This window comes from Methanocaldococcus lauensis (assembly GCF_902827225.1).
GTDB classification, from domain to species: domain Archaea; phylum AGJL01; class Methanococci; order Methanococcales; family Methanocaldococcaceae; genus Methanocaldococcus; species Methanocaldococcus lauensis.
The window spans coordinates 1,452,799-1,478,968 of the sequence record NZ_LR792632.1 but is presented as its reverse complement, the minus strand read 5'-3'; the positions used below and the strand labels follow the sequence as shown (position 1 = coordinate 1,478,968).

Annotated in this window: 35 protein-coding genes; 16 read left to right on the top strand and 19 right to left on the bottom strand. The window is 28.7% G+C overall.

The genetic code is table 11. The features are described 5' to 3' along the window. Positions 1–10: 10 nt before the first annotated feature. Positions 11–991, bottom strand: a complete 981-nt coding sequence (locus KMP69_RS07740) for an NAD-dependent epimerase/dehydratase family protein (protein ID WP_214399886.1) — start codon at positions 989–991, stop codon at positions 11–13. Continuing rightward, positions 988–2,328, bottom strand: a complete 1,341-nt coding sequence (locus KMP69_RS07735) for a UDP-glucose dehydrogenase family protein (protein WP_214399885.1) — start codon at positions 2,326–2,328, stop codon at positions 988–990. The genes KMP69_RS07740 and KMP69_RS07735 overlap by 4 nt, the downstream gene beginning before the upstream one ends. Positions 2,329–2,576: 248 nt before the next feature. On the opposite strand from KMP69_RS07735, the gene galU reads away from it, so the two are divergent. Then, entirely contained in the window at positions 2,577–3,428 is an 852-nt protein-coding gene (gene galU, locus KMP69_RS07730) for a UTP--glucose-1-phosphate uridylyltransferase GalU (protein ID WP_214399884.1), read from the top strand. Between the two features lie 29 nt (positions 3,429–3,457). Next, on the top strand, positions 3,458–3,868 hold the full coding sequence (locus tag KMP69_RS07725) for an EamA family transporter (protein ID WP_214399883.1): 411 nt from the start codon (positions 3,458–3,460) through the stop codon (positions 3,866–3,868). 17 nt (positions 3,869–3,885) lie between these two features. On the opposite strand, the gene KMP69_RS07720 is transcribed toward KMP69_RS07725, so the two are convergent. Next, positions 3,886–4,137, bottom strand: a complete 252-nt coding sequence (locus tag KMP69_RS07720; protein WP_214399882.1) for a hypothetical protein — start codon at positions 4,135–4,137, stop codon at positions 3,886–3,888. Between the two features lie 108 nt (positions 4,138–4,245). Here KMP69_RS07720 and KMP69_RS07715 point away from each other — a divergent pair, with 108 nt between their 5' ends. Next, the gene (locus tag KMP69_RS07715) at positions 4,246–5,427 is read left to right on the top strand and encodes a redox-regulated ATPase YchF (RefSeq protein ID WP_214399881.1); all 1,182 of its coding nucleotides are present in this window, start codon (positions 4,246–4,248) and stop codon (positions 5,425–5,427) included. A 12-nt stretch (positions 5,428–5,439) separates the two neighbouring features. Here KMP69_RS07715 and cobZ read toward each other — a convergent pair whose 3' ends face one another. Continuing rightward, a complete protein-coding gene (gene cobZ / locus KMP69_RS07710; RefSeq protein ID WP_214399880.1) occupies positions 5,440–5,874 on the bottom strand; it encodes an alpha-ribazole phosphatase CobZ in 435 nt (144 codons plus the stop codon). A gap of 210 nt (positions 5,875–6,084) precedes the next feature. Here cobZ and KMP69_RS07705 point away from each other — a divergent pair, with 210 nt between their 5' ends. From KMP69_RS07705 to KMP69_RS07695, 3 genes are all read left to right on the top strand, one after another. After that, positions 6,085–6,252, top strand: a complete 168-nt coding sequence (locus tag KMP69_RS07705; protein WP_214399879.1) for a zinc ribbon-containing protein — start codon at positions 6,085–6,087, stop codon at positions 6,250–6,252. Further along, complete coding sequence (locus KMP69_RS07700) at positions 6,253–7,341, top strand: permease (RefSeq protein ID WP_214399878.1); 1,089 nt, start codon at positions 6,253–6,255, stop codon at positions 7,339–7,341. A gap of 100 nt (positions 7,342–7,441) precedes the next feature. Continuing rightward, the gene (locus KMP69_RS07695; RefSeq protein ID WP_214399877.1) at positions 7,442–7,687 is read left to right on the top strand and encodes an MTH895/ArsE family thioredoxin-like protein; all 246 of its coding nucleotides are present in this window, start codon (positions 7,442–7,444) and stop codon (positions 7,685–7,687) included. 5 nt (positions 7,688–7,692) lie between these two features. Here the strand turns inward: KMP69_RS07695 and KMP69_RS07690 are convergent, their stop codons facing one another. From KMP69_RS07690 to aksF, 6 genes are all read right to left on the bottom strand, one after another. Next, on the bottom strand, positions 7,693–8,553 hold the full coding sequence (locus KMP69_RS07690; protein WP_214399876.1) for an energy-coupling factor ABC transporter ATP-binding protein: 861 nt from the start codon (positions 8,551–8,553) through the stop codon (positions 7,693–7,695). Next, entirely contained in the window at positions 8,550–9,377 is an 828-nt protein-coding gene (cbiQ, locus tag KMP69_RS07685) for a cobalt ECF transporter T component CbiQ (protein ID WP_336244389.1), read from the bottom strand. Before cbiQ ends, KMP69_RS07690 begins: the two co-directional genes overlap by 4 nt. Positions 9,378–9,503: 126 nt before the next feature. After that, positions 9,504–9,842, bottom strand: coding sequence for a PDGLE domain-containing protein (locus KMP69_RS07680; protein ID WP_214400804.1), 339 nt, complete (start codon positions 9,840–9,842; stop codon positions 9,504–9,506). Between the two features lie 3 nt (positions 9,843–9,845). After that, entirely contained in the window at positions 9,846–10,508 is a 663-nt protein-coding gene (gene cbiM / locus KMP69_RS07675; protein ID WP_214399874.1) for a cobalt transporter CbiM, read from the bottom strand. A gap of 193 nt (positions 10,509–10,701) precedes the next feature. Beyond that, the gene (locus KMP69_RS07670; protein ID WP_214399873.1) at positions 10,702–11,697 is read right to left on the bottom strand and encodes a UPF0104 family protein; all 996 of its coding nucleotides are present in this window, start codon (positions 11,695–11,697) and stop codon (positions 10,702–10,704) included. Next, positions 11,697–12,746, bottom strand: coding sequence for a homoisocitrate dehydrogenase (gene aksF / locus KMP69_RS07665; RefSeq protein WP_214399872.1), 1,050 nt, complete (start codon positions 12,744–12,746; stop codon positions 11,697–11,699). The genes KMP69_RS07670 and aksF overlap by 1 nt, the downstream gene beginning before the upstream one ends. A gap of 123 nt (positions 12,747–12,869) precedes the next feature. Between aksF and glyA the strand changes: the two genes are divergently transcribed. Beyond that, complete coding sequence (gene glyA / locus KMP69_RS07660; protein WP_214399871.1) at positions 12,870–14,159, top strand: bifunctional serine hydroxymethyltransferase/L-allo-threonine aldolase; 1,290 nt, start codon at positions 12,870–12,872, stop codon at positions 14,157–14,159. An 18-nt stretch (positions 14,160–14,177) separates the two neighbouring features. Here the strand turns inward: glyA and KMP69_RS07655 are convergent, their stop codons facing one another. The 5 genes from KMP69_RS07655 to KMP69_RS07635 all read right to left on the bottom strand — a co-directional run bounded on the left by KMP69_RS07655 (position 14,178) and on the right by KMP69_RS07635 (position 17,137). Further along, positions 14,178–14,339, bottom strand: coding sequence for a preprotein translocase subunit Sec61beta (locus tag KMP69_RS07655; protein ID WP_214399870.1), 162 nt, complete (start codon positions 14,337–14,339; stop codon positions 14,178–14,180). Further along, positions 14,336–15,535, bottom strand: a complete 1,200-nt coding sequence (gene coaBC, locus KMP69_RS07650) for a bifunctional phosphopantothenoylcysteine decarboxylase/phosphopantothenate--cysteine ligase CoaBC (protein WP_214399869.1) — start codon at positions 15,533–15,535, stop codon at positions 14,336–14,338. The genes KMP69_RS07655 and coaBC overlap by 4 nt, the downstream gene beginning before the upstream one ends. A gap of 7 nt (positions 15,536–15,542) precedes the next feature. Then, complete coding sequence (locus KMP69_RS07645) at positions 15,543–15,698, bottom strand: hypothetical protein (protein WP_214399868.1); 156 nt, start codon at positions 15,696–15,698, stop codon at positions 15,543–15,545. Between the two features lie 17 nt (positions 15,699–15,715). Next, positions 15,716–16,519: an aspartate dehydrogenase gene (locus KMP69_RS07640; RefSeq protein ID WP_214399867.1), complete on the bottom strand. Its 804-nt coding sequence runs from the start codon at positions 16,517–16,519 to the stop codon at positions 15,716–15,718. Between the two features lie 123 nt (positions 16,520–16,642). Next, positions 16,643–17,137 (bottom strand): hypothetical protein, encoded by a 495-nt coding sequence (locus KMP69_RS07635; RefSeq protein WP_214399866.1) that lies wholly within the window; start codon positions 17,135–17,137, stop codon positions 16,643–16,645. A 163-nt stretch (positions 17,138–17,300) separates the two neighbouring features. Here KMP69_RS07635 and serB point away from each other — a divergent pair, with 163 nt between their 5' ends. From serB to radB, 4 genes are read left to right on the top strand one after another with little or no spacing between them, the layout of a single operon-like run. After that, a complete protein-coding gene (gene serB, locus KMP69_RS07630; protein WP_214399865.1) occupies positions 17,301–17,936 on the top strand; it encodes a phosphoserine phosphatase SerB in 636 nt (211 codons plus the stop codon). 27 nt (positions 17,937–17,963) lie between these two features. Then, the gene (pyrF, locus tag KMP69_RS07625) at positions 17,964–18,617 is read left to right on the top strand and encodes an orotidine-5'-phosphate decarboxylase (protein WP_214399864.1); all 654 of its coding nucleotides are present in this window, start codon (positions 17,964–17,966) and stop codon (positions 18,615–18,617) included. 9 nt (positions 18,618–18,626) lie between these two features. After that, positions 18,627–19,106 carry a coenzyme F420-reducing hydrogenase, FrhD protein gene (frhD, locus tag KMP69_RS07620; RefSeq protein WP_214399863.1) on the top strand — a complete coding sequence of 160 codons (480 nt, stop codon included), beginning with the start codon at positions 18,627–18,629 and terminating at the stop codon, positions 19,104–19,106. A 12-nt stretch (positions 19,107–19,118) separates the two neighbouring features. Next, positions 19,119–19,763: a DNA repair and recombination protein RadB gene (gene radB / locus KMP69_RS07615; protein ID WP_214399862.1), complete on the top strand. Its 645-nt coding sequence runs from the start codon at positions 19,119–19,121 to the stop codon at positions 19,761–19,763. Between the two features lies 1 nt (position 19,764). Here radB and comA read toward each other — a convergent pair whose 3' ends face one another. Continuing rightward, positions 19,765–20,520, bottom strand: coding sequence for a phosphosulfolactate synthase (comA, locus tag KMP69_RS07610; RefSeq protein WP_214399861.1), 756 nt, complete (start codon positions 20,518–20,520; stop codon positions 19,765–19,767). Between the two features lie 170 nt (positions 20,521–20,690). Here comA and comD point away from each other — a divergent pair, with 170 nt between their 5' ends. The 5 genes from comD to KMP69_RS07585 all read left to right on the top strand — a co-directional run bounded on the left by comD (position 20,691) and on the right by KMP69_RS07585 (position 24,002). Next, entirely contained in the window at positions 20,691–21,197 is a 507-nt protein-coding gene (gene comD / locus KMP69_RS07605; protein WP_214399860.1) for a sulfopyruvate decarboxylase subunit alpha, read from the top strand. Positions 21,198–21,213: 16 nt separating this feature from the next. Continuing rightward, positions 21,214–21,777 carry a sulfopyruvate decarboxylase subunit beta gene (gene comE / locus KMP69_RS07600; protein ID WP_214399859.1) on the top strand — a complete coding sequence of 188 codons (564 nt, stop codon included), beginning with the start codon at positions 21,214–21,216 and terminating at the stop codon, positions 21,775–21,777. 4 nt (positions 21,778–21,781) lie between these two features. Further along, the gene (twy1, locus tag KMP69_RS07595; RefSeq protein ID WP_214399858.1) at positions 21,782–22,723 is read left to right on the top strand and encodes a 4-demethylwyosine synthase TYW1; all 942 of its coding nucleotides are present in this window, start codon (positions 21,782–21,784) and stop codon (positions 22,721–22,723) included. A 116-nt stretch (positions 22,724–22,839) separates the two neighbouring features. Continuing rightward, positions 22,840–23,394: a S24/S26 family peptidase gene (locus tag KMP69_RS07590; RefSeq protein ID WP_214400803.1), complete on the top strand. Its 555-nt coding sequence runs from the start codon at positions 22,840–22,842 to the stop codon at positions 23,392–23,394. Then, the gene (locus KMP69_RS07585; protein ID WP_214399857.1) at positions 23,394–24,002 is read left to right on the top strand and encodes a hypothetical protein; all 609 of its coding nucleotides are present in this window, start codon (positions 23,394–23,396) and stop codon (positions 24,000–24,002) included. The genes KMP69_RS07590 and KMP69_RS07585 overlap by 1 nt, the downstream gene beginning before the upstream one ends. Here the strand turns inward: KMP69_RS07585 and speB are convergent. The 3 genes from speB to speD are packed head-to-tail and all read right to left on the bottom strand — an operon-like array spanning position 23,997 to position 26,143. Further along, entirely contained in the window at positions 23,997–24,851 is an 855-nt protein-coding gene (gene speB, locus KMP69_RS07580) for an agmatinase (protein WP_214399856.1), read from the bottom strand. The two genes, KMP69_RS07585 and speB, sit on opposite strands and share 6 nt — an antisense overlap. A 39-nt stretch (positions 24,852–24,890) precedes the next feature. Beyond that, positions 24,891–25,775, bottom strand: a complete 885-nt coding sequence (gene speE, locus KMP69_RS07575) for a spermidine synthase (RefSeq protein WP_214399855.1) — start codon at positions 25,773–25,775, stop codon at positions 24,891–24,893. Continuing rightward, the gene (gene speD / locus KMP69_RS07570; RefSeq protein WP_214399854.1) at positions 25,772–26,143 is read right to left on the bottom strand and encodes an adenosylmethionine decarboxylase; all 372 of its coding nucleotides are present in this window, start codon (positions 26,141–26,143) and stop codon (positions 25,772–25,774) included. The genes speE and speD overlap by 4 nt, the downstream gene beginning before the upstream one ends. Positions 26,144–26,170 lie beyond the last annotated feature (27 nt).

The window sequence follows — 26,170 nt, the reverse complement described above, 5'->3', positions numbered from 1 at the left end:
ACTTTCACCATTAAATATCTTTAACCCAGTCAAAGTTCTCTTTAAACCAATATACAAACCTTTTTAAACCATCTTCAATAGAAACTTTTGGGTTATAATCTAAAAGTTTTCTTGATTTTGTTAAATCTGCCCAAGTTTTTTCTACATCCCCTGGTTGCATTGGTAAATAATTTTTAATAGCCTTTTTTCCAGAGTATTTTTCAATTAAACTTATGGCATATTCCAACTTAACTGGATTATCATTTCCTAAATTAAATATTTCATATTCAAAGTCTTTTTTAATAGCACTCATAATACCATCCACAACATCGGAAATATATGTAAAATCCCTCATCATTTTTCCATAATTATAAACATCTATTGGTTTTCCCAACAGTATATTTTTTGTAAATTTCCAAAAAGCCATATCTGGTCTTCCATATTCCCCATAAACTGTAAAGAATCTTAATCCAATCATCTTAATACCGTATAAATGGTGATATGTATGAGCCATCAACTCATTTGCTCTTTTAGTTGCAGCGTATAGAGAAATCGGTTTATCAACTCTATCATCTTCACTAAAAGGTATCTTCTTATTTCCCCCATAGACAGATGATGATGAGGCATAAACAACCTTATTTATATCAAATCTTCTGGCAAATTCAAATATATTCAAAGTTCCTAAATCGTTTGATTTAACATAAACCCATGGATTCTTTAAAGAATATCTAACTCCTGCCTGAGCCCCTAAATGAACAATTAAATCAATTTCTTTATCTTTCAAACTCTCCAATAGTTCATCCCAATTAGAAAAATCTAACTTTATAAATTCATAATTGTTATAACTTTTTAATATTTCATTTCTTTTTTTCTTTAAAATTGGATTGTAATAATTATTGAGATTATCTACTCCAACAACTTTTATATCTTCAAAGTTCTCTAATAAATATTTACATAGATGGAATCCTATAAACCCTGCACTTCCTGTAACTAAAATATCACTGTATTTCATCTACCCACCCCAAAGTATGTGAAACCAAATTTTTTAATTTTTTCAGGAACTAAGATATTTCTACCATCAAAAATTACTTTTCTTTTAACTAAATTAGATATTTTTTCCCAATTTTCATTATTAAACTCATTATATTCAACAGTTACAATAATCCCATCGACATCTTTAACTGTTTCGTATAAGTCATCTAAGATATAGATATTATAGCCGTAAAATGCCATTGATTTATCGAATTTATATAAGTTCGTGGCATTTTTTCTTGCTTTTTTAACATAATCAAAGCCTTTAACGATGGCCCCATTTTCCAACAACATATCTATTAATTTTATAGCTCTACTTTCTCTTAAATCATCAGTATTTGGCTTAAAAGCTAATCCTAAGACAGCAAAGGTTTTTCCATTTAAATTTCCATAATAATTCTTTATTTTTTCAAAGAACCATTTTATCTGTTCTTCATTAACTATATCTGTAGCTTTAATTAATATTGGCTCGATATCATTGTTTTCAAACTGTTTTATTAATGCTTTAACGTCCTTCGGAAAACAGCTTCCACCATATCCGATTCCAGCATTTAAGAATTTATTTCCAATTCTTTTATCTAACCCCATAGCATAGCTTATAGTTTTTATATCTGCTTTAACTTTATCAGATAATTTGGCTAATTCATTTATAAATGATATTTTTGTTGCTAAGAATGCATTTGAAGCATATTTTGTTAACTCTGCTGTTTCCCAATTGGTTATTATAAATGGAATTCCTTTCTCATCAAAATATTTATAAACATGTTTCATAATCTCTATAGGTTTTTTATTATCTAAATTTTCAAAACCTAAAACAATTCTTTCTGGATTAAAGAAATCATATACAGCAATCCCTTCTCTTAAAAATTCTGGATTTGAAACAACATCAACATTATAATCCTTTAAAAGTTCTTTAACTTTCCTGTTAGTCCCTACAGGAACCGTTGATTTTATAACAATAACTTTATAATCATTTTTATCAATTGTTTCTTTTATTTTTTCTACAGCTGAGAATAAAAATCTTAAATCTGCATTTCCATCTTTATCTTGTGGCGTCCCAACACACAAAAATATAATTTCTGATTCTTTAATAGGTTCATAAGATGTTGTAAATACTAAATTTTTATTTACATGTTTTTTTAATAATTCTTCTAAACCTTCTTCATATAATGGACATTCCCCTTTATTCAAAGCTTTAACTTTTGTTTCATCTATATCTATTCCTACTACTTCAAAGCCCAACTCCGCTAATCCTACACCTTGAATCAATCCTACATATCCTGACCCAATAACTGAGATTTTTTTAATTTTATTCATATTTATCACGATTATATTTTATCTATTATCTAAATCTAACTTAAAAATGATCTAATTAACATTAATTTTATTTGAGTTATTTTTGCATATTCTTCAAACTACTTTCTAAGATAATATCATCACCACCAAATTTATTTATATTCTCAAAGTAAAATTAATAGTATGAAGTATAAATTTATAACTATGTTTCTATTTACATTTGTTTGTGATTTAAAACTTCAACTAACGATTTACTTAAGGGGGAAATAATGATAAAAAAAGCAGTAATACCAGTTGCAGGTTTTGGAACAAGACTGTTGCCAATAACCAAAGCACAGCCAAAAGAAATGCTCCCAGTAGTTAATAAGCCAATTGTTCAGTATGTCGTTGAAGATTTAGTTGAGGCAGGGATAAAAAATATTTTATTTGTTACAGGGAAAGGAAAACAGGCAATAGAGAATCATTTTGATATAAATTATGAGTTAGAGTGCAAATTAAAGGATTCCAATAAATATGATCTTTTAAAGGCCATTAAAGAAATTGACAATTTAGGGAACATATTTTATACAAGACAAAAAGAGCAAAAAGGTTTAGGAGATGCTATTTTGTATGGAGAAGAGTTTGTTGGAGATGAATACTTCATAGCAATGGTTGGAGATACAATTTATTCGGAAAATATTGTAAAGGATTTAATAACAGTTCATGAAAAATATGGATGCTCAGTTATCGCATTGGAGAGAGTACCTATGGAAGAAGTTTATAAGTATGGAGTAGTTGAAGGAGAAGAAATTGAGGAGGGGATTTACAAAATAAAAAATATGGTAGAAAAGCCAAAAGTGGAAGAAGCTCCTTCAAATTTAATTATAACTGGAGCATATTTACTATCACCAAAGATATTTGAAAAGATAAGACAAACTCCACCAGGAAGGGGAAGGGAGATACAAATTACTGACGCCCTAAATCTACTTTTAAAAGAGGAAGAAGTTTTAGGAGTAGAAATTAAGTGTAAAAGATATGATATTGGAGATGTGTTAGGTTGGTTAAAGGCAAATGTAGAGATTGGTGCTGAGAAACTTCCAGAATTTAGAGAATTTTTAAAAGAGTTTGTTAAGAATTTATAGTAATTTTAAATAAAATTTTTTGGGATAGTATGGATATAGCCGTAATTTTAGGACTTTTAGTAGCGATATTTTATGGTGTTGGAACATTTTTTGCAAAAATTGTCTGTGAAAAAAATCCTCTATTCCAGTGGATTGTGGTAAATATAGTAGGAATTATTTTGTCAATTTTTATAATAATTAAATACAAGGTTATAATAACAGATCAAAGAATTATTATGTATGCTATAATATCTGCAATTTTAGTAGTTGTTGGTTCTCTAATTTTATATTACGCCTTATACAAAGGAAAAGCGAGCATTGTTGTCCCTATATCTTCAATAGGTCCTGCTATCACTATAATTTTATCAATATTATTTTTAAAAGAGTCATTAACAACTACTCAAATGATTGGTGTTTTTCTTATATTAGCTGGAATAATATTACTAAGTATTTCAGAATAAAAATGTAGGATAAAAAATTATTCAGAAGAAGATAAAACATATTTTCTTGCTCCCTGTAATCCAAGTAATAATTTTATTGCTTTTATTAATTCATACACATCTTCAATTGACTCAGCATCGTATAAAGCCTCTTTAAGTTTTTCTCTTTTTGAAGGCTCAACTAAGTTTAATAAATATTCTACAGTAGCAACTAATTCAATATATTTTCGTTCTTTATTCATTAAACTATCTAACTCATTAAGTATCTCTTGAATCTTTTGAGAAGGCATAGTTTCACCAATTAAATATTATTAATAATTCTACTAATTTATAATGATGTCATATAAATATTTTGCATTATAAAAATTATTTTGATAATAATTATTGGTGGTGAGATTTTGGCAATAATAGGTTTAGTTGGAAAACCAAATGTAGGAAAATCAACAATGTTTAATGCATTAACAGAAAAACCTGCTGAAATTGGAAATTATCCATTTACAACAATACATCCAAATAAAGGAATCGGTTATGTAACATCTGAATGTCCTTGCAAAGAGTTGGGAGTAAAATGTAATCCAAGAAACTCAAAATGTATAGATGGAGTTAGATACATTCCTGTTGAAGTTATAGATGTTGCAGGTTTGGTTCCTGGGGCTCATGAAGGTAGAGGTATGGGTAATAAGTTTTTAGATGATTTGAGGCAGGCAGATACGTTTATTTTAGTAGTTGATGCCTCTGGAAAAACAGATGCAGAGGGAAATCCTACTGAAGATTATGATCCAGTTGAAGATGTGAAATTTTTAATAAATGAGATAGACATGTGGATTTATGGTATCTTAACTAAAAATTGGGATAAATTGGCAAGAAAGGCTCAGCAAGAGAAAAATATAGTTAAAGTTTTGAAAGAACAATTAAGTGGATTAAATATTAGTGAGGAAGATATAAAAATCGCTATAAGAGATATGGATGAAAGTCCAATTAAATGGAGCAAAGAGGATTTATTAAATTTGGCTAAAAAGTTGAGAAAAATATCTAAACCAATGATTATAGCCGCAAATAAAGCAGATCATCCAGATGCTGAGAAAAATATTGAAAGATTAAGAAAGGAATTTAAAGATTATATTGTTATCCCTACATCTGCGGAGATAGAGTTGGCTTTAAAAAGGGCTGAAAAATCTGGGATAATCAAAAGAAAAGGAAATGACTTTGAAATAGTTGATGAGAGTAAAGTAAATGAACAGATGAGAAAAGCATTTGATTATATAAAAGATTTCCTTAAAAAATATGGTAGTACTGGGGTTCAAGAGTGTATAAATAGAGCATACTTTGATTTACTAAATATGATAGTTGTGTATCCAGTAGAAGATGAAAATAAATTTACAGATAAAGAAGGGAATGTATTGCCAGACGCTTTTTTAGTTAAAAAAGGAACTACTGCAAAAGATTTGGCATATAAAATTCACACTGAATTAGGAGATAAATTTATATACGCAATAGACGCAAAGAGAAAAATAAGGATAGGGGCTGATTATGAATTAAAGCATAATGACATTATTAAAATTGTCTCTGCGGCAAAATAAAAATAAGATTATTTACTCAAAAACTTTACTCATACAGCCAGCCAACAATCCAGCAATTGCATCATCTAAAAACATATATCCTTTTTTATCCAATTCTCCAATAATTCCCGGTTTTTTAGCATCGTAAAATCTAAAGTTAAATATAGCCTTAGTTCCTGCAATTTCATTTGCAATCGCTAAGCCAAGAACTTCATCAACATACACATAGTTAGGATCTTCGCTATAATTAAATGGCAAATTATTATTTTTTCCCTCTTTATCTAACAATATAGCTGCAATTAACAGAGTGGAAACATTTGGATTATTTAATTCTTTTAATAAGATTATTTTAAGTTTTTCTTTAACCTTATCTATTTCCTTAGGGTCTCCAACATATAAAGAAATTCCAGCATCTATTAAATTTTCTATAGTAATTCCATAACTTTTTAAAAGCTCTATAATATCCATAAAAAAACCTCATCTAATAAGTTTTAATATTTCCCAATTATCAATTCTTTTATTTATTTTATTTTTATATTTTGTTTATTATGAAACTCAATAATATTTTAATATTTTCATATTTTTTAAATAAATTCCAATTTATTAATTAATCGAAAACTATAAATTTAGTGATTTATTATTCACATTAACAGTATAGAGTTAAAGGGGGTGAAACATATGATAATTTGGAACTTAATATGCCCAAAATGTGGGAAAAGGATGAGATATAAGGTTGATGTCTGCCCTTGTATGGCTTCTGAGGTTCCTTTACCAAATTGTCCAGATTGTGGTGAAAAGATGACATACGATATAAGTTCTTTAAAAGGTAGAAGAAAGGTGAGATAAATGGATATAACTGGAACAATAATTTATGCTTTGAATGTAATGTTAAAAACTATTGTAAATTATCTAAATATAAATAGAGTTATTGCTCTAACAATAGCATTTTTTATGGCTGGTGGCATAGCTTCAATGATAAATAAAAACTTTATTATAAAATATTTTGGTCCAGAAACTCCAAAGCATATATCTTATTTAGTAGCCTCTGTAAGTGGAAGCCTTCTTGCAGTATGTTCATGCACTATTCTTCCATTATTTGCTGGAATTTATAGGAGAGGTGCAGGAATAGGACCTGCTACCACATTTTTATTTTCTGGGCCTGCTATAAATGTGCTTGCTATATTTTACTCAGCGGCACTTCTTGGGTGGGATATAGGTTTTACAAGAGCATTTTTTGCTGTAATATTATCAATATTAATTGGTTTATCTATGGCATTTATATTTAAATCAGATGAAAAAAAGAGAAATTTTAGAGTTGGAAAGGCAGACAGTATTTCAATTAGACCTGCTTATCAGACTGCGATATTTTTCCTAATACAGTTGGGGATGTTGTTAGTAATAACTGCTTCACCAAAATTAATTCCTATACTGAGTATTCCAGTTTATGATGGAATTCTTGTTAAACATATATTAACAGCAATATTGTGTATTGTTCTTATAGTTGTTGTTAAAAAATGGTTTAAACTGGAAGAGATAAAAGCATGGCTTAGAGAGACATTTACACTTGGTAAAATGGTATTTCCACTATTGATACTTGGTGTAGCAATTGCTGGTTTAATAAATGCATTTATTCCTCCTGAGTATGTTAGTAAATATGTTGGTGGAAACTCTATAATTGCAAACTTTATAGCCTCATTTATTGGAGCACTTATGTATTTCGCAACACTTACAGAGGTCCCAATTATAAAGTCATTAATGGATTTGGGAATGGGTGTAGGCCCAGCAATGGCTTTGCTTCTTGCAGGTCCAAGTTTAAGTATTCCTACAGTTTTAACACTCTCCAAAATCCTTGGATACAAAAAAGCATTTACATATCTTGGGCTTGTAGTTATATACTCTACTATAGCAGGTTTTGTTACTGGAATGATATTATAAAATTTATATTTGAGTATTTCAATTAAAACCTATTAATAAATCTCATACAAATATTATAAATCATAAAATCAATAAAAAATCTTAGTAATGGGGTGATATAATGATAATTAGAGTTTTTGGAACTGGTTGTCCTAAATGTAACCAAACATACGAAAATGTAAAAAAGGCTGTTGAAGAGTTAGGCATAGATGCTGAGATTGTTAAAGTCACTGACATAAATGAAATATCTGAATGGATTTTTATTCCTCCAGGAGTTGCTTTTGATGATTTAGTAGTATTTGAAGGGAAAATTCCTACTGTTGAAGAGATTAAAAAAGAATTGGAAGATTATATAAAAAATAAATAACTAATCTAAGTTTTACTCTTTAATAAATCTTTTAATATGTTATAAGCCTCATCAACTGTTATTGGTAAGTTATCAATATTTATTTTACTTATTAAATCTTTATCATCTAACAGAAGTTTAAATAATTTAGTTATCTCAGGAACATCTAAATTATTTTCCTCTAAGATTTCTACATTACTAAATATTTCCTTTGGAGTTCCTTCAGCGATAATTTTTTTATTTAGAATATAACATCTATCAGCGAGCGTTATAAGATTTGGATCATGACTTACAAATACAATGGTTTTATTCTTACTTTTTAAATCTTTAATTAAGTTTATTATGTAATTTCTACTTTTTGGATCTAAGTATGATGTAGGTTCATCCATAAGTATAACATCTGGAGTTATTGATAAAACTGCTGCAATTGATGATTTCTTTTTTTCGCCACCACTGATATTGTAAGGATGCTTATCTTTTATATGGTTTAAATTCATTTCATTTATAACTTTTTCAGTAACTTTTATGGCTGTATCTTTATCATAAAGGTGTAGAGGAGCAAAAGCCACATCATCCCAAACTGTTGGACTGAACAGCATAGTATCTGGATCTTGGAATATAAATCCTACTTTTTTTCTAAAGTATTTCATAAACTCTATATCATTTAATAATCTTTCCTCTAATTTTTTTCCTTCAAAATATACCTCTCCTTTTTTTGGAAACTCTAAAGCATCTAATATTTTTAAAAGTGTTGTTTTTCCAGCTCCATTAGGGCCTATAATTGCTACTACCTCTCCTTCATAAATTTTCATATTTATATTGTCCAATGCAATAGTTCCATCTGGATATTGATAATATACATTCTTTAATTCATACAAAGGTTTCATAGTATCAACCTATCATAACCTAATGAAATAGATGATATTAATACTATAAAACATAAGAAGATTATGTCATAATATTTAACTTTAAAATTTGTAAAAATCCTTGGTTCGTTTAAGTAGCCTCTTGAAAGCATTGCATAATATATATCCTCTCCCATTCTCTGAGTTTTTATAAAGAGTGCTCCCATACTTTTACCAGCAATAATCCAACTTTCTTTTAGCTTTAAATTCCTACATAATCTTGATTTTTTTGAATACATCATCTCTAAGACATTGTTCAATAATAAAAATATATATCTATAAGCGAGTGTCATTATCGTTATTACAATATCTGGAACTCCTAAACTATTAAGTGCCTTCATTATCTCGTCCCATCTCGTAGTTAGAGTTATTAAGACAGTGTAAGATATTGCAGTTGCCACTCTAAGAGTAAATAATACAGCATATTTTATTCCTTCATAAGTAATAGCGATATAATAAGGTTTTTTTAGAATTACATAAATTGGATGCCCAGGAGTTAAGAATATTACAGGAAATATAATTATTCCTGTAAATAGAGGAATAAATAGCCAAACTCTTTTTATGTAATAAAGTAAAGGAATTCTTGACAAAATACAAAAAATTAGGGATAAAAGATATAAAAATATCAAAACTTCAATATGCTTAATTGAAACAGTTGTTATAACCAATATAATTAATCCAATTATCTTTATTCTTGGATCTAATTTTTGTAAAAAACCATCCTTATTCCTTGCAAATTTTTCTGAAAAAACTGCCTCACTAATATATTTTATTACATGCTCAACAGTTTTATTTATTAACTTCACAGAATTCACCATTATTTATTAAATTTAAAAAATAAAAAATTAATATTTAAGAACTTAAATATTCAACATAAAAATTAAAAGTAAAATTTAAAAATAATAAAATAAAGTTATATATTGTGTTATATATTAAGTACGATTTGAATATACAACCTTTGTTAGCCCATAAAACGCTCCTAAGCATAAAGCAACTCCAACAATTGCTGATATTATATAACCTATCGATGCTCTAACAGGATCGTCCCATCCAGGAATGTCATAATCTGGTAAGATTGCATAACTCCAGATTCCTGATAGTTTTTCCATCCCACTTATATCTGCATGAACTTTTTCTGCTACATCATTGACATCCCATTCTCCCCAAGCATCTCCATAGTTCCATACTAAGAGAATTCCAAGAGGACATAAAATAATTAATGCAATTATTACATACAAAAATTTTTTAACTAATGGATCTTTAAAGTCGATCAATTAACTCACCTCCATAGATTTCTTCGTTAATTCGAATAAATCTGGTCTTGCCTTTTTAACATACCATACCACTATTGCGGTTACAACAGCCGCTGCTGGACCTGCTGTTACTAAGTGTGCAAATGCCATTGCTGGAACTGATACGGTAAATGGATATGGACAATAACCTGGCTGGATAAATGGCTGTAGTCCAAATTCAAATCCTGCAACTATTGCCGCTGCTACAATTCCAATGTAAGCTCCAATACCACTTGCTACAACATCTCCAACTTTATCTCTTAAGAATTTGTAAGTGTAATAACCAACGAATGGTAGAACTACACCCATGTTAAAACAATTAGCCCCTAACGCTGTAATTCCTCCATCTCCAAAGAAAATTGCCTGGATAAACAATACAATGGATATTGCTATTGTTGCTACCCATGGATTATCCATTAATATGGCTATCAATGTACCTCCAACCATGTGGGCAGTAGTTCCATCAGGAACTGGAAGGTTGTACATCATTACTAAAAATGAAAATGCCGTTAATATCCCCAACAGTGGTATTTGCTTTGGATGTAACGTTTTCAATGCTTTTATCCCTCTATACCAGAAATATAGCATTATAAGATAAAAAAATGCACAGGTTATTGGTCCCAAATATCCATCTGGTATGTGCATATTACCACCTTTTTGTCTATCTTTATTTGTTATTACTAATATCCCTTAACATCATACATAATATATGTAATACTATTTAAAATTTTTTATTTAAAGTTTGTGAATATAAGGTTTAAAAAATTATTTTTATTTTTATTTATTGTAATGCTCAAAAAGATGGAAAATAAAAAGAAATCTAAAAATGATTTTATTTTTAAGATTTAATTTCTTTTTTTATAATCATTATGGCAATATAACCAAGAATCGTTGGAAATATGTATGATATTAATCTATCTAATATTGTAACTACAGCTGCTACTGAGGGAGGGATATTAAAAACTGTAAAGGAAACAATCATTACAGTATCTGCAGTTCCAAAACCGCTGGGAGTTATAGATAAAACTCCTGACAATAAAGTTAAAAGATATACAGCTGCCACACTTAAAATTGAAACCATATATGAAATTGACAAAAATAGAATCCATAATTTTACTATATCAACTAAATACCAAACAACTGATAGTATTATTATAGTATACGCGTCTTTACCCTTTATATTTCTTAAAAATTTTAAACTATTATAGAAATCATCAATTGATTTTAATATGATTTCTTTGTTATATGAATATGAGGTATATTTACAAATAAATTCTGCTATTCTTATAACTACTTTAATTAGTAGTTTTTTGTTTGTTATTAAATAAATAATCACAGATGTTAGTAAAAATAAAAAAGCCCACGATAATATTAAATATTCTGTATATTTGAACCCAATAATAATAAAGTATCCAATAACAAATAATGTAAAAAACAAAAATATTGCTGAATCTAAAACTCTCTCCACTACAACTGTTGAAAAAGCCAAACCTTTTGGAATATTTTCAAGTTTTGATAAGTAGTAGGCTCTAAATGCTTCTCCACCACTTTTCATTGATGGAGTAATATTGTTAATAAAAGTTCCCATAAGAACCAATAAAAAAATATTCTTTAATGAGGATCTATATCCTAAAATTTTTGTAATAAATCTCCATCTAACAGCAAGGATAAGTGTAACTATCAACTGCAAAATAAACGCAAATATTATGTATATTGGATTTGCATTTAGTAAGGTTTTAATAATTTTGTCTATTCCTATATAATAGAGAATTGCTAATATAAAAAGGATGCTAATAAAAAGGGCTATATGGGACTTTGTAATTTTTATTCTCATTAATATCCCCTAATTTTATTCCTAACATATTTTAAAATTTCGTCTCCTACATCTTTTGTTTTTAAACATCCACCCAAATCAGGGGTAACCCTTTTATTCATTAAACAATATTTTACTGCCTCTCTAATAATATCTCCTTTCTCTTTTTCACCAATGTAGTCAAAAAGCATTGCAACACTTAATATAGCGGCCATAGGATTTGCTATTCCTTTTCCAGATATGTCTGGAGCAGAACCATGAACTGGCTCAAATAAGGCTTTATTATCTCCAATGTTTGCTGATGGTGCTAATCCTAAACCTCCAATTAATGCTGAAGCCTCATCTGATAAAATATCTCCAAACATATTAGTTGTTACAATAACATCGAACATATTGGGATTCTTTATTAAATACATAGATGTTGCATCGACTAAATAATCATCTGCTTCTATTATATTCTCATAAGTCTTTTTTATAGTATTGAAAACTTCCAAAAATAAACCATCAGTAATTCTTAAAACATTTGCCTTATGTATACACGACACTTTTTTTCTATTATTTTTTACTGCATACTCAAATGCAAATTTTATTATTCTTTCACAGCCTTTTTTTGTTATAACTCTCTCAGCAATGGCTGTATCTTTATCCAATTTTTCTCTACCTACATATAAATCTTCTGTATTCTCTCTTATAATTACTATATCAATATTTTTAATATTTAAAAATTCATAATCTGCAATTTTTCCTATTATATGTCCTAATCCAAAGTTGTTTATTGGTCTAACATTTGCATATAAATTAAATAATTTCCTTAAAGTTATAATTGGACTTCTGTAATTTTTAACTGTTCCAGGTTTTGGAGATGTTATAGCACCAAATAAAATAACATCCGCTTCTTTAGCCTTTTCTATAGTATCTTCTGGCAATGCATTGTTATATTTCTTTAAACATTCTAATCCCGCCTCTCCTTTTATTATTTCAAAATCTCCAAGTTCTTTTAATATTTTTACAGCCTCTGGGATAACCTCTTTCCCTATTCCATCTCCTTCAATAACACACACTTTTATCATCTTTACACCAAAAATATTATTAATTATTTCACATTAACTTTTAATTAAATCCTAAGTTAAATATATAACTTGTTAGCTGTATTAACACAGACAACAAAATTACTATTTAAAAGAGGGATAATAATGAAACATTCAGATATTCCAAAATTAATTAGAGAAATTTCTATGAAACAGCACGAGTGGATGAGAGAGTGCATAAAGTTAATAGCCAGTGAAAATATAACAAGTTTAGCTGTTAGAGAAGCATGTGCTACTGATTTTATGCATAGATATGCTGAAGGATTGCCTGGTAAAAGATTATATCAAGGATGTAAATATATAGATGAAGTTGAAACAATCTGTATAGAATTGGCTAAGGAGTTATTTAAAGCAGAACACGCAAATGTTCAACCGACAAGTGGAGTTGTCGCTAATTTAGCAGTATTTTTTGCTGAAACAAAACCTGGGGATAAGTTAATGGCTTTAAATGTTCCAGATGGTGGACATATAAGTCATTGGAAAGTTAGTGCCGCAGGAATTAGAGGATTAAAAGTGGTTAATCATCCATTTGATCCTGAAGAGATGAATATTGATCCTGACGCAATGATTAGGAAAATATTGGAAGAAAAACCAAAACTTATTTTATTTGGTGGCTCTTTATTTTTGTTTCCGCATCCAGTAGCTGACGCTTATGAAGCTGCTCAAGAAGTAGGAGCTAAAATTGCCTATGATGGATCTCATGTTCTTGGTTTAATAGCTGGAAAACAATTCCAAGATCCATTAAGAGAAGGAGCGGATTATTTAATGGGAAGTACTCATAAAACATTTTTTGGCCCACAAGGAGGAATTATATTAACTAAAAAAGAAAATGCTGATAAAATAGATACTCATGTATTTCCAGGGGTCGTTAGTAACCACCACTTGCATCATAAAGCTGGTTTAGCCATTGCATTGGCAGAAATGTTGGAGTTTGGAGAAGATTATGCTAAACAAGTAATTAAGAATGCAAAAGCATTAGCTCAGGCATTGTATGAAAGAGGATTCGATGTTTTATGTGAAGATAAAGGATTTACAGAAAGTCATCAGGTAGTAATTGATATTGAAAGTTCTCCAGACATTAAATTTTCAGCAAGTGATTTAGCTAAAATGTATGAAGAGGCAAATATTATCTTAAATAAAAACTTATTGCCTTGGGATGATGTTAATAATTCTGATAATCCAAGCGGTATTAGATTAGGAACTCAAGAATGCACAAGATTAGGTATGAAAGAAAAAGATATGGAAATAATTGCTGAATTTATGAAAAGAATTGCAATTGATAAAGAAAAACCTGAAAAAGTAAGAGAAGATGTTATTGAATTTGCTAAAGAATTTAGTGAGATTCATTACTCTTTTGAAAGTGGAGATGGATTTAAATATTTGAAATTTTATTAAAATCTCCTATTAAATATTTTAGAGAAACATACCATAGTTTAAAAATATTTCAATTACTATAAAAGCAACTGTTAGTCCAATAACATACTCTGGTTTTATTTTAATTTTAGAGAAGGTTTCATCCATATATCTTATTAAACCAGCACTGGTTGCTAATCCAGTTTCTTCCCTCTTACTCATCTTTTCACCATATTTTTTACTTTTTCTACAATTTTTTCCGCAACTTCTTTCTTAGTTCCAGATAATTTTTCAATGTATGAGTTAGTTATTATATAAACTTCAATATTATCGTCACCAAAATAATATTTACTTAAATCATTGGCAATAATCATATTTAAATTATATTTATTTAATTTTTCCTTTGCCTTTTTTATAAGTGATTCCTCATCTAAGTTGTATTCAGCCTTAAATCCTATAATTATTTTATCTTTGTAGATTTTTCTCAACTCTTCTAAAACTTTTGGATTTCTTTTTAATCTTATAGTTAAATCTTTATCAGAACTTAACTTTCCATTATAACTTTCAACAGTAAAGTCAGATATTGCCGCTGAGGAAATAATTATATCAAAATCTTTACCTAACTCTATTGCCTTATTTAGCATCTCTTTTGCTGTTAAAACCTTATGAGTCTTTATATAATATGGTGGCTCTAAACCAATCCCAGATATAACCTCAACATAAAACCCTTCTCTACAAAATGCCTCAGCCAAAGAAACTCCCATTTTCCCAGAAGATAAATTAGAAATAACTCTAACTTTGTCTATAAACTCAACAGTTCCTCCATTTAATATTAAAACTCTGTTTCTTTCTTTTTTTAAATTGTTTCCAACTATTTTTATTGTATAATTAACAACATCCTCTATATTTGCCACTTTTGCCTTACCCTCTTCAAATTTTGGAGAAACTATATAAATATTTTTATTCATTTTAAGTTCATCTATATGTTTTTTAATGGCGTTATACATATTTTCGTGCATTGCTGGGACTATAATTATCGGCTTATTTCCTCCTTTAAACATTAAGGATGTTGTAGTTACTATGTTATCTCCTAATCCTAAATTTATCTTTGAAATAACATTGGCTGTTGCTGGATAGATTAAAAGGCAGTCACACTCATTGTATAATTTGATATGCTCTATATCTCCAGTTATTTCTTCATAAACCTCATTACCACACCCAAACTTTAAGGCATCTTTACCAATAATTTTTTTAGTCTCTTTGGTAATTATACAATAAACTTCTGCTCCATGCCTTATAAGCTCTCTCATTAATTTAGGGGTTTCAATCGCCGCAATTGATGAAGTAACAGCAACTAAGATTTTTTTATTTTCTAAGAGTTTTGACTTAGTTCCTTTTAAAAACTTTGTTGGATGCATAATTTCCCTATTTGTTTTTTATTTTTATAATGATTTTACAGTTTGGACAAATTACTCTTTTCCCAACACAGTTAAATGTGTAGTAACACTTAGGGCATTTTACTTTTTTTATAAAATCGTCTAATTTGTTTAAATCAATTATTATAAATTTTTCAATATCCATAATCTCACTTTAATATTCTAAGTCCCTATCTTTACAGATTCAGATAAATCTCTAATTAATCTAACTGCTGAATATGCCGCCAATGCAGAAGTTTTTGGATTTTCTTCAAAAGGAACATTTTCAACACAAACTTTTAATTTACCAATTGAACTCTCAACTAATATCTCGTGCCTATTTAACTTTGCATTAGGATCAGCGACAATGATAACCTTTGCTGGATACTCAGATACTATGGATAAAGTGACAGAAACATTTATATTCATAGGAAATTTCTTTATTGCCTCAAAAACATCTCCTTCAAAGACAACAATAGGATTTTTTATACTACTTATGTCATAGCCGAGATTTTTTAATGAATCTTCTAATGCTTTAATTGGCTTTACAGTTTTCAATACAACTTTATATATCTCTCCCAATCTTAAGGCTTTTATAGCATCTAAACCTCCAATAGCCCCAGAGGGAATATATATCTTTCTACTAACCTTTTTAGCCAATTTTTTAAGTTTTAAAAATAAATCTTTATCTACCAACGCTCCAACGCTCATTATTAAAACATCTTTATTATTTATTAATGATTTTGTAGCAACTTCTTCAACAGCCTTTACTGAGGCACATTCTACAACTAAATCTAAATTTTCTTTAACTAACTCGTCTATACTGTTGCAAATCTTAGCCCCAGTAAGTTCTGAAAGTTTTTTAGATTTCTCTAAATTTCTATCATACACAGCAATTATTTTAGCGTTTTTTATAGTTCCATCTACAACTTTCTTTGAAATAAAACTACCAATAACTCCACAGCCAACTATTCCTATTTTATACATAGTTGTATTCACCTCCATAGTTAATAGAGAAATAGAATCTATCAAATTAAAAGTTATCTAAATATTATTTATATATTTAAATTGATAGATGTAAAGATGTATTAAAAATAAAATTTTAAAGATTCATTTGAATTTTTTCAGTGATATTAGTGGAATTGCAATTAAAACCAATATCACTACTTCAAAAGGTATTGGTGCTTTTGTATTACCTCCAGTATTTGTAGTAGAGTTAGTTGTATTAGAACCTACATTAGACGAAGGATAATTAATAACCTGAAGAATTGTGTTATTAGTTACATCTATAAACTTTATAGTAACATTTACACCTTTTTTTGAACTAACATTCAGTATTATTGTATCATTATTTTTTTTCTTATATATATCAAAAGTATCATCACCCCAATCTAAGCCAAAATTTTTAGATGATCCATATTTTATTATACCATATGAACAACTGTTATATTCAGAATCATTTATATAAATTTCATAATTATGGTTTATATTTGGCATAACTAATGTATAGGTTTCTGGAGGATTCCAATCATCAGCATATATTTGAGAAATAAAAAGAAACAACATACTTATTAAGAAATAATAGAATACTTTTTTACACCCCATAATATCCCACCTAATTTAGTTATAACTATATTTTATTCAAAATTTCTATATATAAGTATTGGATATAATGGATATATATATATAAAAATTTGAATTAAAAGTATAAAAATTTTTATTTACTATATCGAAAAATAGCACAAAATCTTAAAATTTAGGTGGTCAAATGGAGAAAAGGAAAAAACTTATTTTATTTGACTTTGACAGCACATTAGTTAATAATGAGACGATTGATGAGATTGCAAAAGAGGCTGGAGTTGAAGAAGAAGTTAAAAAAATTACAAAAGAGGCAATGGAAGGAAAATTAAATTTTGAACAATCTTTAAGAAAAAGAGTTAGTTTATTAAAAGATTTACCAATAGAAAAAGTTGAGAAGGCTATTGAAAGGATAACTCTAACAGAAGGGGCTGAAGAAACTATTAAGGAATTAAAGAAAAGAGGTTATATAATTGGAGTTGTTAGTGGTGGCTTTGACATAGCAGTTAATAAAATTAAAGAAAAATTGGGGTTGGATTATGCTTTTGCCAATAGATTAATAGTAAAAGATGGAAAATTAACTGGAGAAGTGGAAGGAGATGTGTTAAAAGAAAATTCCAAAGGAGAAATTTTAGAGAAAATAGCAAAAATTGAAGGCATTAAATTAGAAGATACCGTTGTAGTAGGAGATGGAGCAAATGATATTAGTATGTTTAAAAAAGCTGGTTTAAAAATAGCCTTTTGTGCTAAACCTATTTTAAAGGAAAAGGCAGATATATGCATCGAAAAGAGAGATTTAAGAGAAATTTTAAAGCATGTTAAATAATTAAAAATAAAAAATAAGAGTGATAGTATGCCAAAGTTAATGATAGCCTTAGATGTTTTAAATAGAGAGGAGGCATTAAAAATTGTGAATGAAGTTAAGGATTATATTGACGCTGTAAAAGTTGGATATCCGTTAGTTTTATCTTCTGGATTGGAAATTGTTGAAGAAATAAAAAAAATATGTAATAGAGAGGTTATATGTGATTTTAAAGTTGCGGATATTCCTGAAACTAACAGAAAAATAGCAGAAATTGCCTTAAAATATGCTGATGGAATAATAGTCCATGGCTTCGTTGGAGAAGACTCTGTTAAAGCAGTCCAAGAAGTTGCTAAAAAATTTAATAAAAAGGTAATAATGGTTACAGAAATGAGTCATCCAGGGGCTATTCAATATATGCAACCAATTGCCAATAAATTAGCAAAAATGGCTAAAAAACTTAAAGTTGATGCTATTGTTGCTCCCTCTACAAGACCAGAGAGACTCAAAGAAATTAAGGATATCGCAAAACTTCCAGTAATGACACCAGGAGTTGGTTATCAAGGGGGAAAAATTGAAGAAATTATTAACATTTTAGATGAAAATGACTATGTAATTGTTGGAAGAAGTATATATCAATCAGAAAATCCAAAAGATGTGGCAAAAAAATTCAAAGAAAAACTAAATAAAAATAAAACTAAATAGGATGAGAAGATGAAAAAAAAGAAAGATATATTAGTAGTTGGCTGTGGAAATTTGTTGTTTGGAGATGATGGATTTGGTTGTGAGGTTGTGAAAAAATTAGAAAATATTGTTCCTGAGAATGTCGAAGTTATCGATGCTGGAGCGAGTGGGGCATACTACTTAATGACTTTGATAGATGAAGACATTAAAAAAATAATTGTAGTTGATGCTATTGATTTTGGTCTAAAACCAGGAACATTGAAAAAGATAGATGTTGATGAACTACCAAACCTTAGAAAATACTCTTTTGATGCTCACAATGTTCCATTGGCTCCTTTTCTTAAAGAGTTACATAATAAAGGAGTAGAAGTTGTAGTTATAGGTTGTCAAGGAAAAGAATTTACAATGCCTTACATAAAGCCAGGATTGTCTAAAGAGGTTTCTGAAGCCGTAGATAAGGCGGTAGAGATGGTATTAGAGGAAATTAAAAATTTTCAAAGTAAAAGGTAAAGGGAGATTATAATGCTAAAAGAGATATTGTTGGGAAATGCTGAAAAACAAACGATAACTCAAATTTATGGCCCTCCAGGAGTGGGTAAAACAAATATTTGCATTATAAATTCAATAAATGCCAGTAAATTTGGGAAAGTTATATATATAGACACTGAAGGTGGCTTGTCAATAGAAAGAATAAAGCAAATATCTCCAAATGATTACCAAAAAGTTTTAGAGAATATGATAATATATGATGTCTTTGATTTTTATGAGCAAGATAAAATTATACAGAAGGAAGTTCCTCTAATAGCTAAAAATGCAAGTTTAATTGTAGTTGATAACATAACTTCTTTGTATAGGTTGGAGTTAGGTAATGAGGCTAACAAAAATATTATGCTCAATAAAATGCTTGGTAATCAAGTAAAAACTTTATTAAAAATAGCTAAAACCTACAACTTAGCAGTTTTAATAACAAATCAAGTTAGAGAGACAGTCAATGGCTTTGAAGCTTCTGGAGGTTCTTTATTGGAATATTGGAGTAAATGCATAGTTAGATTAGAGAAAATTAATAGCGAAGAAAGATTGGCAATATTAGAAAAACATAGACATGCTGGAGAGGAAAAGGTTAAATTTAGAATTGTTGAAAAAGGAATAGAAATTATAGAGCAATAAATTACATTATTCCAAAAGTATCTCCTCTAAGTCCTCTTCTTAATGTTTCTAAACTTATTACCTCATCAAATGGAATATTTGCCAAATTTACAGAACTACCTAATTTTAATATAAAGCCTACCTGTTGATTTTTATTTGGAGCCTCAAATATAACTTTATTTACATCCACATTTTTTATTAATTTATTTAATTCCTCTTCCTTTATTTTTCCCTCTCTATCAAATAATCCTATGCCCTTACCGCTTTCTCTACCTTCAATAATAACATAATCTGCTCCACTATCTAAATCATAATTTATTAATTTAATTCTATCCTCTATTGTTAATTTTTTATCTTTTTCAGGTAATTTTTTTCCTACTTCAGTTAATACTATAAATCCATAGTCTTTAGCTTTTTCTATAGCAAATTTTCTTTCTTCTAAACTAATGTCTAAGGAACCGTCAGATATTTCCACAGCGTTAAAGCCCAAATTGTTACATTCATTCAAAAATTCATCAAATTTATTTTTAAAATATGCATACTCAAATAATGTGCCTCCCGGATAAACTTTAATGTCCCAATCATTGTAATATTTAATTTTTTCAATAATTACATCTCTATCAATAACTGCAGAGGTTCCCCATCCAAACTTTACAAAGTCTATATAATCACCACAAACTTTTAAGTAATCTTCAACATATTTTGGGGGTAATCCTTTATCTAAAACTACAGTTAAACCTCCATCATATTCATTATTTAAAAATTCAAATGCTTTCAAATTTTTCACCTCATAATGTTTAATCTTATCTTTTAAGAAAATTTTTATAAATAATTTTTCTTATAATACAAATTTATTGTAAAATCATAAAAAGTTTTACTGATGATTAACTATATATCTTTTGTGATTGAATAGATAGAACAAACCTCTATAGTAGAGAGGAGATTATTATGAGAAGTAGTTTAGCAATATACAAAGCATTAAAAGAGTCAAATATTGACTTTATTTGCTCTGTTCCATGTGCTAACTTAAAAAATCTAATAAAATTAGTTGAGGAAGATGAAAATATAAGATATATCCCAACTACGAGAGAGGAAGAGGCTTTTGGAATATGTGCTGGGGCATACTTAGCAGGAAAGAAAACAGCAATATTAATGCAAAATTCTGGAATTGGAAATTCAATAAATGCAATTGCTTCATTATATAAAACTTTTCAAATACCTACTTTATTGATAATAAGCCATAGAGGAGATTTAAAAGAACAAATCCCCGCTCAAATACCTATGGGGAGATGGATCACAAAATTATTGGATGTTTGTGAAATTCCTACATATAAACCAAAGACTCCAGAAGAAGCATATAAACTAATAAAATATGCCTCATCATATATGTTTAAAATCTCTTATCCTGTGGCTTTACTATTTGACGCTCTATATTGGGAGTATGACTTAGAATAATTTAAATGTGATAAATATGCTTCCAAGAAGGATAGACATAATTAAAAAAATTGTTGAAAATGTTGGAGATAAAGAAATAATAGTTAGCAATATAGGAATTCCTTCTAAGGAGTTGTATTATGTGAAAGATAGAGAAAGAAACTTTTATATGCTTGGTTCAATGGGATTAGCCTCATCTATTGGTTTAGGGTTGGCTTTAAATTGCAAAGATAAGGTTATAGTTATAGATGGTGATGGCTCAATATTGATGAATCTTGGCTCTCTATCTACAATAGGATATACTAATCCAAAAAATTATATATTGGTTATAGTTGATAATTCATCTTATGGCTCTACTGGTAATCAAAAAACTCAAACAAGTAAAAATACTAACTTAGAGATTGTAGCAAAAGGTTGTGGTTTAGAAGCAGTAACAACATACACCTTAGAAGAGTTTGAAAAAGAATTTAAAAAATCTTTAAAAGAAAATAAATGTAGAGTGATTATTGCTAAGGCAATTCCATACAATGAAAAATGTCCTAACATAGAGATTCCACCAGTAGTTTTAAAATATAGATTTATGGAGGCATTAAAAAAGTGAGAACATGATTCCTGAAGAAATCTACAAAATTTTAAGAAAACAGAGATATCAGATATACAACCATATTGGAGTTAAACTATGTGGCTGGGTTAGAAAAAAAATGTTAGAAGATAAAAACTGTTATAAATCACAATTTTATGGGATAGAGACGCATAGATGTATCCAATGCACTCCCTCTGTTATTTGGTGTCAGCAAAATTGTATATTCTGCTGGAGAGTTTTACCAACAGATATAAATATTGACATAAACAAAATTAAAGAGCCAAAATGGGAAGAGCCAGAGGTAGTTTATGAGAAAATCTTAGAGTTGCATAGAAGAATAATTATGGGTTATGGAGGAGTTATTGATAGAGTTGGAGAAAAGAAATTTAAAGAGGCATTAGAGCCAAAGCATGTGGCAATATCTTTATCTGGGGAGCCAACTCTCTACCCATACTTAGACGAGTTAATAAAAATATTCCACAAAAAAGGATTTACAACATTTGTAGTTTCAAATGGAATATTAACTGAAGTTATTGAAAAAATAGAACCTACTCAATTATACATTTCATTAGATGCCTATGATTTGGAGAGTTATAAAAGAATATGTAGAGGAAAAGAAGAGTATTGGGAGAGTATTTTAAATACCTTAGACATTTTAAAAGAGAAAAAAAGAACATGTATTAGAACTACATTGGTTAGAGGTTATAACGATGACATTTTAAAATTTGTTGATCTCTATGAGAGGGCAAATGTCCATTTTATTGAATTAAAGTCATATATGCACGTTGGTTATTCTCAAAAGAGATTAAGTAAGGAGAATATGCTCCAACACGATGAAATTTTGAAATTAGCAAAGATTTTAGAGGAGAATAGTTCATATAAATTAATTGATGACAATGAAGATAGTAGAGTTGCCCTTTTACAAAATGAAAATAGAAAGATTAATCCAAAAATTTTTGAATAAAGAGGGGTGGAATTATTAACTTAAAATTTAATAAGAAGGATGCTGTTGAGTGGATAATATTTTTAATTGTATTGTTCTTAATATGGAGCCACGTAAATGTTGTAGTTTCTAACAGTATGTATCCTATTATGAAAAGAGGTGACTTGGTAGTTGTAGAAAATGCAGGTTTTGAATTTAATCCAAAAGATGTTAAGGTTGGGGATATTGTAGTATATAAAGCTCATTGGCCCTACTATCAATCTTTATTGTATAGCTTAGATTATAAATTAGGATTAAATCCTATAAAAACCTTACAAATATTCAATGAGACAACGAATAATAAAATAACAGTAAAATACTTAGGTAAATTAAAAACTAATAATGGCTATTATGATATAGTTGAGTTAGACATTCCAAAAAGCCCAACCAAGCCAGTTATTCATAGAGTAATTGAGAAAGTAAATTTTGATAATAAAACTTACTTTATAATAAAGGGGGATAATAATCCAATAAATGACCCTGAACTTGTTAATGTTAATCAAATAAGGCAGAGAGTTGTTGTTATAGATGGCCATCCATTAGTAATTCCTTATATTGGCTATCTATCAATATGGCTTAAAGAATATTGGTATATAGTAGTTTTATTTATAGTTCTATATTATTTGTATTCATATCTTAGAGGAGGGAGATAATGAAAAAATTCCTGTTAATACTTAGTTCAATTATATTAATAACTTCAATGTCCATGTGTATTAATATGAATGATTATAAAAACTATATCTACATTAACGCCTCTGTTAATGGAAATACGTCAACAATCATAAAAGTTCCTTTAAGAGCTACAATTGGAGAAGCAAAGGATGTAAAATTAATAAATACTACAGATAAAGAAATTTATAACTACTACCATACTAGAAAACTAATATATATCTGCGGAAACATGAGTTTAAAGATGGACGAGGGTGGAGTAACAATAGTAGATTTAATAACAAAATTAGAGTGGTTTAATCAATTCTATCCCCACAACATTGCAATTGAGTTAAATAGAACTAACTCTACAGTAACTGTAAAGGCAATATTTGTCAATGGTAAGGAATCAATTGATAAATTAAAAATAAATGAAAGTGAATATTTAATGAAAAACAATAAGACAATGGTTATAAAACTCTTAAAGACACAAAATAAAGCGACTATAATGAAAGTAAATAATACTTTTATAATTGAAGGCAACAGTTTAAAAGAATTGGATAAGGCAGAGACAAGATTTATAATTGCCATGCTTAAAGGAAAAGTGTCATAAAATCATCAACATCAATTCCCTAACTATTTTTGCGGCAGTTATTGCTGTAATGTTTGCTGGATCGTAGATAGGAGAAACTTCAACTATATCAAATCCAACAATTTTATCTTTAACCTTTTTTAATAGATATAAAGAGTTTAAAAGTTCTTTAGTTGAAAATCCACATGGCTCAGGAGTTCCCGTTCCCGGAGCATAGGCAGGGTCTAAAACATCAATGTCAATGGTTAAATATATTGGTTTATCCAATTCAATTATATATTTTAAGTCATCTTTATTCATTAAATCCATTTTTAAGTAAATGTTATTTTTCTTAGCAAATTTCCATTCTTCTCTATCTCCACTTCTAATTCCAAATTGGAAGATATGTTTAGTTAATTCATAAATTCTTCTCATAACACACGCGTGAGATAGTTTATTTCCTAAATACTCATCTCTTAAATCACAATGGGCATCGAATTGAATAACAATAATATCTTTATAAACATCTTTAACTGCCTTAACTATTGGATAGGTTATAGAATGCTCTCCACCAAAGACAATTATTTTTTTACCTTCCTTTAATATTTCTTTTGATACAGAATAAACTGTATTAAATATCTCTTCCTGATTTCCATACAAATCCAAATCTTTTAAATCGCAGTATTTTAATTCAGATAAATCTCTGTCTAAAATAGGGCTGTAAGTTTCTAATCCCCATGAAGATATTCTTATAGCATTTCCTCCTTCTCTTGTTCCCGGCTTAAATGATGTTGTCCCATCATATGGAACTGAAAATATAACTCCATCAGATTCTTCAAATGAACTATTTGCCATCATAAATTTAGATAAATCAATAAAATACTCTTTCATTAAACCACCCCTAAAGATTTTAAAATATAAAAATAAAAATTATTCAAGAACTTTTTTAATTGCATCTTTTAAAAACTTAGGTGTGGCTAAAAAAATACCTTTATGAACTTCTTCATCATAATATTTTGTCTCCATATCTTTTAAAGCTTCTTTTATTTTTTTCTCATCTACATCTAATGGATTGTATTTTTTAGATGCCAATGTAAAGCTCCAAAATCCACTTGGATATGTAGGCATTGGATATGTGTAGGGCATAATTATCTTGAATCCAGCATCCTTTAAATATCTACATATGTTTTGTATTAAATCTAAGTTATACAATGGGCTTTCAGATTGTTGAACCATAATTCCTTCATCATTTAAACATTTAAATACATTTTTATAAAACTCTTTTTCAAATAAACCCTTGGCAGGACCTACAGGATCTGGACAATCTACAATAATAACATCATATTTTTTGTCTGTTTCAGCAACATATTTAATTCCGTCAGTTATAATAACATTAACCTTTTCGTTGTCCATTTCACAACTTAGTTTAGGCATATATTTCTTACAAGCTTCAATAACCTTTCTATCCAACTCTACAAAATCAACTGATTTCACTGATTTATGCTTAACAACTTCCCTAACTGTTCCACCATCTCCTCCTCCAATAACTAAGACATTTTTAGGATTAGGATGAGTAAAAAGAGGGATATGGGAAATTAATTCGTGATATATAAATTCATCTCTCTCAGTTGTTTGGAATGTGTTATCCAAGATTAATACTTTTCCAAAATCATAGGTATCAATTATTTCGATTTCTTGAAACTCGGATTTATCCATATATAAAATGTCTTTTACTCTAACAGAGAGGGCTACATTGTTGTTGTGATACTCCGTAAACCATATATGACATTTAAAATTGTTGTTATGGTTATTCACTTTAAATCACCTTCATTTAGTCTTATGCCTCTCTTTAAGTCTAAGATTTCAATATGCTTTGGTTTTAAGAATTCTTTAATTATTGGTATAGCCTTTGCTGGCTCTACGTGCTCTCCACATGTAAAAATATCCATAGCTGCATATCCTAATTCTGGCCATGTGTGTATTGATATGTGACTTTCAGCTAAAACTGCTACACCAGTAGCTCCTTGAGGGGAAAATTTGTGTGTTTTTACGCATATTAATGTAGCTCCACAAGCCTCTACGCTATCAACTAACATCTTTTCTATTCCTTCAATGTCATCTAAAGCCTCTGGATTGCAACCCCACAATTCTAATATTAAATGCTTTCCTAAGAACTTTAACATTGTTTTCACCTCCTATAATACTTGGAT